This window comes from Pseudomonas sp. CC11G (assembly GCF_056174845.1).
This window is the reverse complement of record NZ_JBWBZC010000036.1, coordinates 1-12,418: the sequence shown is the minus strand read 5'-3', so window position 1 is coordinate 12,418 and position 12,418 is coordinate 1. Positions and strand designations below refer to the sequence as shown.

7 protein-coding genes and 5 pseudogenes are annotated in these 12,418 nt (G+C 61.3%); all 12 read left to right on the top strand.

What is annotated here, in order from left to right:
- Nucleotides 1-521 (top strand): annotated as a pseudogene (locus AC0V2S_RS25705) (phosphogluconate dehydratase); the annotation flags it as partial.
- Between the two features lie 11 nt (nucleotides 522-532).
- The gene (locus tag AC0V2S_RS25700; RefSeq protein ID WP_475512187.1) at nucleotides 533-673 is read left to right on the top strand and encodes a hypothetical protein; all 141 of its coding nucleotides are present in this window, start codon (nucleotides 533-535) and stop codon (nucleotides 671-673) included.
- Nucleotides 670-1,650 (top strand): glucokinase, encoded by a 981-nt coding sequence (locus tag AC0V2S_RS25695; protein WP_475512186.1) that lies wholly within the window; start codon nucleotides 670-672, stop codon nucleotides 1,648-1,650. The genes AC0V2S_RS25700 and AC0V2S_RS25695 overlap by 4 nt, the downstream gene beginning before the upstream one ends.
- Nucleotides 1,651-1,729: 79 nt before the next feature.
- A complete protein-coding gene (locus AC0V2S_RS25690) occupies nucleotides 1,730-2,461 on the top strand; it encodes a response regulator (protein WP_108094327.1) in 732 nt (243 codons plus the stop codon).
- Nucleotides 2,451-3,947, top strand: coding sequence for an ATP-binding protein (locus AC0V2S_RS25685; protein ID WP_475512185.1), 1,497 nt, complete (start codon nucleotides 2,451-2,453; stop codon nucleotides 3,945-3,947). The genes AC0V2S_RS25690 and AC0V2S_RS25685 overlap by 11 nt, the downstream gene beginning before the upstream one ends.
- A 291-nt stretch (nucleotides 3,948-4,238) precedes the next feature.
- Nucleotides 4,239-5,503 (top strand): annotated as a pseudogene (locus AC0V2S_RS25680) (D-mannose isomerase).
- Between the two features lie 127 nt (nucleotides 5,504-5,630).
- Nucleotides 5,631-6,921: pseudogene (locus tag AC0V2S_RS25675) on the top strand (ABC transporter substrate-binding protein).
- 99 nt (nucleotides 6,922-7,020) lie between these two features.
- A pseudogene (locus tag AC0V2S_RS25670) lies at nucleotides 7,021-7,946 on the top strand (carbohydrate ABC transporter permease).
- 19 nt (nucleotides 7,947-7,965) lie between these two features.
- Complete coding sequence (locus tag AC0V2S_RS25665; protein ID WP_271194873.1) at nucleotides 7,966-8,811, top strand: carbohydrate ABC transporter permease; 846 nt, start codon at nucleotides 7,966-7,968, stop codon at nucleotides 8,809-8,811.
- Nucleotides 8,812-8,814: 3 nt separating this feature from the next.
- Nucleotides 8,815-9,973: pseudogene (locus tag AC0V2S_RS25660) on the top strand (ABC transporter ATP-binding protein).
- A 259-nt stretch (nucleotides 9,974-10,232) separates the two neighbouring features.
- The gene (locus AC0V2S_RS25655) at nucleotides 10,233-11,453 is read left to right on the top strand and encodes a carbohydrate porin (RefSeq protein ID WP_475512188.1); all 1,221 of its coding nucleotides are present in this window, start codon (nucleotides 10,233-10,235) and stop codon (nucleotides 11,451-11,453) included.
- A 79-nt stretch (nucleotides 11,454-11,532) separates the two neighbouring features.
- Nucleotides 11,533-12,387 carry a D-hexose-6-phosphate mutarotase gene (locus AC0V2S_RS25650; protein WP_475508730.1) on the top strand — a complete coding sequence of 285 codons (855 nt, stop codon included), beginning with the start codon at nucleotides 11,533-11,535 and terminating at the stop codon, nucleotides 12,385-12,387.
- Nucleotides 12,388-12,418 lie beyond the last annotated feature (31 nt).

Here is a 12,418-nt window from a genome sequence, read left to right as displayed (position 1 = left end):
GAGCGTTTCTCGACGACGGCAAGCTGGTGTGGCGCGAAGGCCCGAGCACGAGCCTGGACGAAAGCATTCTGCGCCCGCTCTCCAACCCGTTCTCGCCAGAAGGCGGCCTGCGCGTGATGGACGGCAACCTTGGCCGTGGCGTGATGAAAGTGTCGGCCGTAGCGCTGGAACACCAGATTGTCGAGCCCGGCTCGGGTATTCCACGATCAGCAAGAGCTGGCCGACGCCTTCCAGGCCGGCGAGTTGGAGCGCGATTTTGTGGCCGTGGTGCGCTTCCAGGGCCCCGCGCAGCAACGGTATGCCGGAAACTGCACAAGATGACGCCGTTTCTCGGTGTGCTGCAGGACCGTGGCTTCAAAGTGGCACTGGTTACCGATGGCCGTATGTCGGGGGCCTCGGGTAAGATCCCGGCCGCCATTCACGTCTGCCCCGAAGCCTTCGACGGCGGCCCGCTGGCCCGCGTGCGCGATGGCGACATCGTGCGGGTGATGGAACCAAGGGCGAGCTGCGGGTTCTGGTAGATGCGGCGGAATTGGCCAAGCGCCCCAATGCTGAAGGTCTGCCCGTAGCCTTCGGTACCGGGCGTGAACTGTTCGCCTTTATGCGCGCCTCGTTCAGCACTGCCGAGCAAGGCGCCAGTGCCTTTACTACCAGTTTGGAAGGATTGAAATGAAGTTAGCCCTGGTCGGCGATATCGGCGGCACCAATGCACGCTTCGCGCTGTGGCGCGACAACCAGTTGGAGTCGGTGCAAGTGCTGGCCACGGCGGATTTCCCCGGCGTGGAGCAGGCCATCATTGCCTACCTCGAAGGCCTGGGCCTGGCCGTCGGCGCTGTGCATGCCGTGTGCCTGGCCTGTGCCGGGCCGGTCAGCGGCGATCTGTTCGTGTTCACCAATAACCACTGGCGCCTGAGTCGCTCGGCGTTCTGCCGCGACCTGCAAGTGGATGAACTGCTGCTGATCAACGACTTCTCCGCCATGGCCCTGGGCATGACCCGCCTGGAAGACAACGAGCGAGTGCAGGTGTGCCCCGGAACTGCCGAGGCCGATCGCCCGGCTGTGGTGGTCGGGCCCGGCACCGGGCTGGGTGTGGGCACCTTGCTCGGTTCGGCCTATACCGGCTGGCAAGCATTGCCGGGCGAGGGCGGGCATGTCGATTTGCCGATTGGCTCGCCGCGTGAAGCATTGCTGTGGCAAGAGCTGTATCGCCTCAACGGCCATATCCGCGCGGAAGATGTGTTGAGTGGCGGCGGTTTGCTGCTGCTCTATCGAGCCCTCTGTGCGTTGGACGGCCATACCCAAACGCTGAAAACGCCGGCAGAGATCACGGCAGCGGCCCTGGCTGGCGATGAAATAGCGGGCGCGGTAATCGACCAGTTCTGCTGCTGGCTCGGCCGGGTCGCCGGCAACAACGTATTGAGTCTGGGCGGCCGCGGTGGGGTGTATATCGTCGGCGGCATCGTGCCGCGGTTCGCCGAGCTATTCTTGCGCAGCGGTTTTGCCAAGAGCTTTGCCGAGAAAGGCCCGATGAGTAAGTACATGGTCGATGTGCCGGTCTGGCTGGTCACCGCCGAGTACCCAGGTTTGATGGGCGCTGGTGTGGCCTTGCAGCAGGTGCTGGAGCACCACGATCAGGAAGGAAACGTGTAGGCTGCGCGGCAATTTGAACCCGTCGGGCAGTGTTAGATCGAAGTGCCTCTAAACCTATAAAGACAATAAGGAAGGCCCCTTGAGCCAGACCGGAAAATCCATCCTGCTGGTGGATGACGATCAGGAAATTCGCGAGCTGCTGGAAGCCTACCTGAGCCGTGCCGGCTTTCAGGTGCGCACCGTGGCCGATGGCGCCGGCTTTCGCGCCGCCTTGGGCGAGGAAAGCGCCGACCTGCTGATTCTCGACGTAATGCTGCCCGACGAAGATGGCTTCAGCCTCTGCCGTTGGGTGCGCCAGCACCCGCGCCTGGCCCAAGTGCCGATCATTATGCTCACCGCCAGCTCTGACGAGGCCGACCGCGTTATCGGCCTGGAGCTGGGCGCAGACGACTACCTCGGCAAACCCTTCAGCCCCCGCGAGTTGCAAGCGCGCATCAAGGCCCTGCTGCGCCGTGCCCAATTCGGCCAGGAACGCAGCCGCGTGGAAGTGCTGGCCTTTGATGAATGGCGCCTGGACATGGTCAGCCATCGCCTGTTTCACCTCGATGGCGAGGAAGTGTTTTTGTCCGGCGCCGACTTTGCCCTGCTCAAACTGTTCCTCGATCACCCGCAGCAAATCCTCGACCGCGACACCATCGGCAACGCCACCCGTGGCCGCGAACCAATGCCGCTGGACCGCATCGTCGACATGGCCGTCAGCCGTCTGCGCCAACGCCTGCGCGACACCGGCAAAGCACCACGGCTGATCCGCACCGTGCGCGGTTCCGGCTATCTGCTGGCCGCCCAGGTGACGCCGCACAATGCTGCCTAGTCCCACCCCCGCTGCGCCGAAACCCTGGTACCAACGCTGGTTCGGCTGGGTGCCGGTGCCGCGCTCGCTGCTCGGGCGCATGTTGCTGCTCACGCTCTTGTCGGTGCTGATGGCTCAGGGGCTTTCCAGCGTGATCTGGCTGTCGCAACTGCGCGCTACTCAGTTGGAAGGTTTGGTCACCAGTGCCCGCAGCCTGGCGCACTCGATGTCTGCCAGCGTCAGCTACTTGCGTTCATTGCCGCTGGCCTACCGGCCGCTGGTGCTGGACCAATTGCGCAGCATGGGCGGCACCCGTTTCGTGGTGACCCTCAACGACAAACCGCTGGATATGCAGGTGCTGCCGCTGACACCACGCAAGAGCGCGGTGCTGGAATCGGTACACGACGTGCTGCGTGAATCGATGGGCAACGACGTCGATATCCTGGTCACATTCGTCAGCCCCGATGACCTGCGCATCTTCAATGGCGGCCTGAAGCTCGATGAGCTGCCGCGCTCCTGGGCGCATTACGCGCTGACGTTGGAGCCGGTAAAACCGCCGGTGCTTGTCACGCAAATTCAGATGGCGCCGGGCGAGTGGCTGTATATCGCGTCCTTGCTGCCCGAGCCCTACACCAGCCTCGAAGAAGAGGGGCTGCCGGCGCAGCAGGTGTGGTTCATCATTCTCACCAGTAGCTTTCTGCTGCTGTTTATCGGCGTGCTGGTGCACTGGCAAAGCCGACCGCTCAAGCGCCTGGCGCGGGCCGCTCGGGATATGTCGCTGGGCGCCGCCGAAGTGCGGCCGGTGGCGGAGGGCGGTGGTAGTGAAGTGGTGGAAGTAGGGCGCGCGTTTAACGCGATGCGCGAACGGATCAGCCGCTACCTGATCGAGCGCAGCCAGCTCTTCAGCGCCATTTCCCACGACTTGCGTACACCCATCACACGTCTGCGTCTGCGGGTGGAATTGCTCGATGACGAAAAGGTACAAGCCAAATTCAGCCGCGACCTGGATGACCTGGAAATGCTGGTCAAGGGCGCGCTGCAGTGCGTGAAAGACACCGACATCCACGAGAATATCGAGCCGGTAGACCTCAACCTGGCGCTGGATTGTTTGATCGAGCCGTACCTGCCGCCGCAGGGTAATGGTCAGGTCAGCCTTAACGGCCGTGCACTGGCGGCGTATGCGGGCAAGCCGCTGGCGTTGCGCCGGTGCATGGGCAATCTGATCGATAACGCGCTGAAGTACGGCACCAAGGCGCACCTGCATATCGAGGATGACGACAGCGCGTTCATCCTGCATGTCGACGACGAAGGGCCGGGCGTGCCGGAGCAGCGGTTGGAGCAGGTGTTCGAGCCGCACTTTCGGTTGTCTGGCAAGCAGCAGGGGTACGGCCTCGGCCTTGGTATCGCGCGCAATATTGCCCATAGCCATGGTGGGGAAGTGACGCTACAGAATCTGCGGGAAGGGGGGTTGCGCGTGACCCTTTATCTGCCGCGATTCTCGGACTAAGTGTCTGCGCGGGAAAAATCAAAGGCCCCTCTCCCCAGCCCTCTCCCGCAAGCGGGAGAGGGGGCTAGCCCGCGTAATGATGTAACGGTCGATCGTCATTCAGTTCCCCTCGCCCGCTTGCGGGAGAGGGGCTAAGGGAGAGGGGCCCTTGATCTGAAGGGCCGCTCTAGTCCGGCCCTTTGTCACAACCCTGTGACACTATTCTTCGCACTGTTTCCGGCAATCCCACTCTGACGCTGGGTAGAATTCGGCCACCCCATAAATCCAAAAAATCCGCACAGGGAAACGCCCATGACCGGCGACAGTACCCACGCCTTTTTCGGCAGCTGGCTCAATGCACCCACCCATCACCTCTGGTTGCAAACCGAAGGCCTGCGCCTGCTGGCGTTCGCCAAAGCATCCAGGGTCGAGCAGGGGTTTGCCAACCTCGATGCCCGTGGCCGTTTGCCGGCCGATGCGGTCGCCGAAACCATGAACACCGCCCGCATGACCCACAGCTTCGCCATGGCCCATGTGCAAGGTATTCCCGGTTGCCTGGAGCTGGTTGAACACGGCGTGGCGGCCTTGCTCGGGCCGCTGCGCGATGCCAAATACGGCGGCTGGTACGCGGTCGCCGAACACCGCGACGGCAACACCGGCAAAGCGGCTTACCTGCACGCATTTGTCGCCCTGGCTGCCAGTTCGGCCTTGCAGGCGGGCGTGGCCAGTGCCGATGAATTGCTGGCCAAAGCGGTGAGCATCATCGAAGAACATTTCTGGAGCGACGAGGAGGGCGCCTTGCGCGAATCCTTTGCCCGCGACTGGAGCGAAGAAGAAAGCTATCGCGGCGCCAACAGCAATATGCACGGCACCGAAGCCTTTCTCGCCCTCGCCGATGCCACCGGCGACAGCCGCTGGCTGGAGCGCGCGTTGCAGATTGTCGAGCGCCTGATTCATGGCCATGCCGCCAATAACGACTTCGCCGTCATTGAACACTTCGACCGTAACTGGCAGCCGCTGCCGGACTACAACGTCGATAACCCCGCCGACGGTTTCCGGCCCTACGGCACCACACCTGGCCATGCCTACGAATGGGCGCGGCTGGTGCTGCACCTTGAAGCTGCGTTGCAACGTGCCAGTTACGGCGCCCCGGATTGGCTGCTGCACGACGCCGTCGGCCTGTTCGACAGTGCCTGCCGCTACGCCTGGAATGTCGATGGTGCGCCGGGGTTGGTCTACACCCTCGATTGGCAAACAAACCCGTGGTGCGCCCGCGTTTGCATTGGGTGCATGCCGAGGCGAGTGCCACGGCGGCGGCGTTGCTCAAGCGTACGGGCGAGCAGCGCTATGAAGTCTGGTACCGGCGTTTCTGGGAGTTTATCGATCGCCGTTTTATCGATCGCGAACTCGGCAGCTGGCACCACGAGCTGGATACCAGCAACGAACCGTCCGCCACCATCTGGGCCGGCAAGCCCGATCTGTACCACGCGTATCAGGCTGTGTGCCTGCCGCAGGTGGGTCTGGCGCCTAGTCTGACGGCTGCGCTTGTCGAACTTTCCTTACCCAACATTACGTAACCGCTTATGTCACTGGCTGGTGACATTAACGCATCCCTTCGTTACCTCAGGAGCCAAACGGCTTGATTAGAATCCATCGCAACGCAAGCTTCCGACTTGCCTGTATAACAACAAGAAGGTACTTCAGATGAACGCGATCAACCGACTCGCTGCTGTTATTTCCCTCGCCTCGTTGTTCCCACTTAGCGCACTTGCCGCTGATGCCCCTGCAGAGTCCAAAGGCACTGTAGAAGTGGTGCATTGGTGGACGTCCGGTGGCGAAGCAAAAGCCATTGATGTGCTGCGCAAGCTCGTGGAAAAAGACGGCTACACCTGGAAAGACAGCGCCGTGGCCGGCGGTGGTGGCGCAGCAGCCATGACCGTACTGAAAACCCGCGCCGTTTCCGGCAACCCGCCATCGGCTGCACAGATCAAAGGCCCTGACCTGCAAGACTGGGGCGCTCTCGGTTTGCTGACCAACCTGGACGATGTGTCCAAGGCCAATAACTGGGACAAACTGCTGTCCAAACCGTTGCCAATACCATGAAGTACGACGATCACTACGTCGCCGTGCCGGTGAATATTCACCGCGTGAACTGGCTGTGGATCAACCCGGTGGCAATGAAGAAAGCCGGCGTTGAAAAGGCACCGACCACCCTCGACGAACTGTTCGCCGCTGCCGAGAAATTCAAGGCTGCCGGCCTGATTCCTCTGGCCCACGGTGGTCAGCCATGGCAAGACAGCACCGTCTTTGAAGACCTGGTGCTCTCCATCATGGGTAGCGAGGGCTACACCAAAGCGTTTATCGAGCAGGATCAAGACACCCTCACCAGCCCGAAAATGACCGAAGTGTTCAAGGCCCTGAAAAAACTCCAGGGCTACATGGACCCGGACGGCACTGGTCAGGACTGGAACCTGGAAGCCGCCAAAGTGATCAACGGCAAAGCCGGTATGCAGATCATGGGTGACTGGGCGAAGAGCGAGTGGAGCGCGGCAGGCAAGAAAGCCGGCACCGACTTCGAGTGCGTTCCTTTCCCGGGTACTCAAGGCAGCTTCACCTACAACATCGACTCGCTGGCCATGTTCAAACTCTCGGCGAAGAACAACACGCCGGGCACATCGCTGCGCAGAACGAAGTGGCGAAGATCATCCTCGAGCCTGAGTTCCAGTACGTGTTCAACCAGAACAAAGGTTCTATCCCGGTGCGTGATGACCTGGACATGACCAAGTTCGACAGCTGTGGCCAGGCCGCCATGGCCGACTTCAAAGCCGCCGACAAGGCCGGCACCCTGAAGCCGAGCATGGCCCACAACATGGCGACCTCCCTGGCGGTACAAGGGGCGATCTTCGATGTGGTCACCAACTTCATGAGCGACAAAAACGCGGATCCGGCCAAGGCCGGTGCGCAGATGGCTTCGGCTATCAAGGCTGCTCTGTAAGCAAGTCTGAGCCGCCGGTTCGCCGGCGGCTTTTTCAAAAATTCAAACCCTGCCAACGACAGCGGCCCCCGCAGCTGTCGCTGGGAGTGTTTGGCCTGAATTTCACTGCAACCACTGAGGTGCACCGTGGCGGTAACTAGCAAAGCCTCACCTTTCGACACCCTGCAGCGCTGGCTACCCAAGTTGGTCGTCGCGCCGAGCATGTTGCTGATTCTGGTGGGCTTCTACGGCTACATCCTCTGGACGTTCATTCTGTCCTTTACCAATTCCAGCTTTATGCCCAGCTACAAGTGGGTCGGCGTGCAGCAATACGTGCGCCTGCTGGATAACGATCGCTGGTGGGTAGCGAGCAAAAACCTGGTGGTGTTTGGCGGCATGTTTATCGCCATCAGCCTGGTGCTCGGGGTGTTTCTGGCGGTGCTGCTGGACCAGCGCATTCGCAAGGAAGGCTTTATCCGCACCATCTATCTGTACCCGATGGCGCTCTCGATGATCGTCACCGGTACCGCCTGGAAATGGCTGCTCAACCCCGGCCTGGGCCTGGACAAAATGCTGCGCGACTGGGGCTGGGAGGGCTTTCGCCTCGACTGGCTGGTTGACCAGGAACGCGTGGTGTACTGCCTGGTAATCGCCGCGTCTGGCAAGCCTCGGGATTTGTGATGGCGATGTTCCTTGCCGGTCTGCGCGGCGTTGATCAGTCGATCATCCGTGCCGCCCAGGTGGACGGCGCCAGTCTGCCGACCATCTACCTGCGCATCGTGCTGCCGAGCCTGCGCCCGGTATTTTTCAGCGCCTTCATGATCCTCGCGCACATCTCCATCAAGAGCTTCGACTTGGTGGCGGCAATGACGGCGGGCGGCCCTGGCTACTCGTCCGACCTGCCGGCGATGTTCATGTATTCCTTCACCTTCAGCCGCGGCCAGATGGGCATCGGTTCAGCCAGCGCCATGCTGATGCTGGGCGCGATCCTGACCATTCTGGTGCCGTACCTGTACTCCGAGCTGCGGAACAAGCGCCATGACTAACTCTATCGCTGCAACGCCAATGGCCCGCCCATTCGCCAAGTCTTCGATCAGCTTCAGCCGCATCGCGATCTACGTGACCCTGTTCGGCGCGGCAGCGGTGTACCTGATTCCGCTGGTGGTGATGCTGCTGACCAGCTTCAAAACCCCCGACGACATCCGTACCGGCAACCTGTTGAGCTGGCCGCAAGTGGTCGACGGCATCGGCTGGATCAAGGCCTGGGACATCGTCGGCGGCTACTTCTGGAACTCGGTGAAAATCACCGTGCCGGCCGTGCTGATCTCTACCTTTATCGGTGCCATGAACGGCTACGTGCTGTCTATGTGGCGCTTCCGGGGTTCGGAGCTGTTCTTCGGTCTGTTGCTGTTCGGCTGCTTCCTGCCGTTCCAGACCGTGCTGCTGCCAGCCTCGTTCACCCTCGGCAAGCTCGGCCTGGCCAACACCACCGCCGGCCTGGTGCTGATTCACGTGGTGTACGGCATGGCCTTCACCACCTTGTTCTTCCGCAACTTTTACGTGTCGATTCCAGATGCCCTGGTCAAGGCTGCACGCCTTGATGGCGCGGGCTTCTTCACCATCTTCGGGCGGATTCTGCTGCCCATGTCGGTGCCGATCATCATGGTGTGCCTCATCTGGCAATTCACCCAGATCTGGAACGACTTCCTCTTCGGTGTGGTGTTCGCCAGCGGCGATGCACAACCGATCACCGTGGCCCTCAACAACCTGGTGAACACCAGCACCGGGGCCAAGGAATACAACGTGGACATGGCCGCAGCGATGATCGCCGGCCTGCCAACGCTGCTGGTTTACATCGTCGCGGGCAAGTATTTCCTGCGTGGGCTCACGGCCGGCGCGGTCAAGGGGTAAAGCATGGCAACTCTCGAACTCAAGAACGTCAAAAAGACCTACGGCAGCGGCTTGCCAGACACCCTCAAAGACATCGAGCTGAAGATCGAGTCGGGCGAGTTTCTGATCCTGGTGGGTCCGTCGGGTTGCGGTAAATCGACCCTGATGAACTGCATCGCAGGCCTGGAAAACATCAACCGGCGGCGAGATTCTGGTGGATGGCGCCGACATCAGCGGCATGAGCCCGAAAGACCGTGACATCGGCCATGGTGTTTCAGAGCTACGCCCTGTACCCGACCATGAACGTGCGCGAGAACATCGCGTTCGGTTTGAAGATGCGCAAGATGAGCCCGGCGGCCATCGAAGAAGAAGTGGCGCGCGTCGCCAAACTGCTGCAGATCGAACACCTGCTCACCCGCAAACCTGGCCAGCTTTCCGGCGGCCAGCAACAGCGCGTGGCCATGGGCCGAGCCCTGGCGCGGCGGCCGAAGATTTACCTGTTCGACGAACCGCTGTCGAACCTCGACGCCAAGCTGCGCGTCGAGATGCGCACCGAAATCAAGCTGATGCACCAGCGCCTGAAAACCACCACCGTCTACGTGACCCACGACCAGATCGAGGCCATGACGCTCGGCGACAAAGTGGCGGTGATGAAGGACGGTATCGTTCAGCAATTCGGCACCCCGCAACAGATCTACAACGACCCGGCCAACCTGTTCGTGGCGAGCTTTATCGGTCGCCGCCGATGAACTTCATTCCCCTGCGTCTGCAACGCCGTGACGGCCGTTTGTTGGCGCTGCTTGACTCCGGCCAGGCCCGTTGCGAGCTGCCGCTGGCCATGCAGGACGAAGGCCTGGAAAACCGCGAAGTGATCCTCGGCATTCGCCCCGAGCAGATCACCCTGGCGTCCGCCGGCGTGAACCTGCCGAGCATTCTCACCGAAGTGGAAGTGATCGAGCCGACCGGCCCGGACACCCTGGTGTTCGTCAACCTCAACCAAACCAAGGTGTGCTGCCGCTTGGCGCCAGACATGGCGCCGAAAGTGGGCGAGACCCTGGAACTGCAATTCGATCCCGACAAGGTGCTGCTGTTCGACGCTAAGAGCGGAGAGCGCCTGGGGCTGTTGGGAAAGTCGCAGCCTGCTGAAACAGCAGGCCGCGTAACGCGTTTGATCCCGCGCTAAGGCGAGGGAGCAACAAGCTGGGTTTGCGTGGTTTTTTTCAGTCGTGGTGCGCGGCGTCTTTGGCTAGCGCCCCGGCTGGATTTTTTAACCACCGCCCAGGGCAACACATGGATACGTAAGCCTGCCTTAGGGCAGGGCGATGCAGGAGGCCTTTGGGCCCCACGATCAGCGCGGGACGCACTGAGTTTTGGTCCGCTCCCGTCTGGGTGTTATCCGAAGCGCAACAACAATAAAAATGAGTGGAGTGGATATGAACGCGATGAAAAAAAGTCTCTGGGCACTGCCGTGCGCCCTGGTGGTGTTTCCCTGGTCCGCCCAGGCTCTGGAGTTCAGTGGCTACACCCGTAACGGGGTGGGCACGTCGGTAAACAGTTCCGGCCAGCAATGCTTCCAGTTGCAAGGTGCCAAATCCAAATACCGTCTTGGTAACGAATGCGAGCAGTACACCGAGTTGGATCTGCGTCAGGATCTGTTTTCGCTCGATGACGGTTCGATTCTGAGCGTCGAGGGCATGGCCCAGCTCTACAACCAATACGACAAAACCCCGAAATACACCGGCGATTACGGCTTTGCCCGTGCCAACCAGATCTACGCCGAGTGGAGCAAAATGCCCGCACTCAACGGCGGTTCGTTCTGGGCCGGTCGACGTTTCTACAAACGTAACGACATCCATATCTCCGACTTCTACTACTGGAACCAGAGCGCCACGGGTTTTGGCCTGGACTCGGTGCAGATCGGCGATCTCAAGTACAGCTACGTATTCTCCCGCAAGGACAACTACGACCAGAAGCCGTACGTGAACCGTCATGACTTCAACGTCGACGGCTTCAACACCAACCCCAACGGCACTGTGCAGGTGGGCGTCAGCTACATCGACAAGCCAAGCAACAACGACGTTGAAAAGCACAGCGGTTACTCGGTCACCGTGCAGCACAAACAGAAAGAATTCCTCGGCGGCGTGAACACCTTCGCCCTGCAATACGGTGAGGGTCCAGGTACTGGCCTCGGCTACACCGGCGACACCTCGCTCGACAGCAGCGCCAAGAACTGGCGTGCGGTGGAATTCTTCGACTGGCAGATCACCAAGCACTTCGGTGGCCAGTTCGAAGTGGTGTACGAGAAAGACAAACGTGAAGACGGCCAAGACCAGAACTGGCTGTCCGTTGGCGTGCGTCCGGTGTATGCGCTTACCGACACCTTCAAGCTCGTCACCGAGCTGGGCCGCGACCAAGTGGAAGCACCCGGCGGCACCCGCAAGCTGACCAAGTTCACCGTGGCACCGACCTGGTCGCCAATGGGCCCGGGCTTCACCACTCGTCCTGAGTTCCGTTTGTACTACACCTATGCAAGCTGGAACGAAGCGGCACAACGTTCGGCCAGCATGGTCGCCGCAGGTTCGGCGCTGTCGGATACCGGCGCCTTCGGCACCGATCTGCACGGCTCCAACTTCGGTGTGCAAGTCGAGTACTGGTGGAAGTAATGCCTGAGCGCGGTCGATGAGTCGTAAAACAGTCAGGCCCATCGTGCCGCGCCCGGAACTTGTGGCGGCCAGCGAGCAGATGCGAGTAGAGGAGAACCCTCTGAGCGCGCTGCTGGCTGGCGCTGGCAAGCCCCTTTTCAGTTGGACGCGCCATCAGGAGCGCGACCTCTTTCTTATCAGCCACCCGACCTGCGACGCGGTATTCAGCCGCCAGGGCGGGCAGTTGCTGCACTTCCAACCCAAAGGCCAACGGCCCTGGCTGTGGTGCGCCGCGCGCTGGCCAAAACATGGCGCCATTCGCGGCGGCGTGCCGGTGTGCTGGCCATGGTTTAGCCGCCACCCGACCGAAAGCGGCTGGCCGTCCCACGGCTGGGCGCGGTTGAGTGATTGGGAGTTGGTAAGCCATGAGGCGGACGCCAGCGGCGTGCGTCTGCAGTGGCGTTTGGATTTATGTGAATGGCAGGTCGACCTGTATGCCGAGTTGGGCGCCGAGCTGGGTTTGCGCTTGGTGACCCAGCATCAGGACAGCGAACCGTGCCAGCTTAGCCATGCGCTGCATGGGTATTGGCGAGTGGGCGATATGGCCCAGGTGGCCGTGCGTGGGCTGGAAGAAGCAGGTGGTTATGACCTGGTGGCCCGCGCTGATTTCCCGGCCGGTGCCGAGCTGCGCTTTGATAACGGCTGCCACCGGGTATACAGGCGAGCGGGGCGGGTGGAGCTGGAAGACCAGCTCTGGCGTCGGCGATTGCAGATTGATACGTCAGGCGGCGCTAACACCGTGGTGTGGCACCCAGGCGCAAGGCCCCTGGCCGATGTGGGCTGGCATGAGGCGTTGGGGTTTGTGTCGGTGCAGGCGGCGAGTTGTCGGGAAGACAGCGTCACCATTGGCCCTGGAGAAACCGCGGAGTTACGCCTCCACGCAAAACTCCAGTAGGAGCGAGCTTGCTCGCGAAGAGCCCAGACGC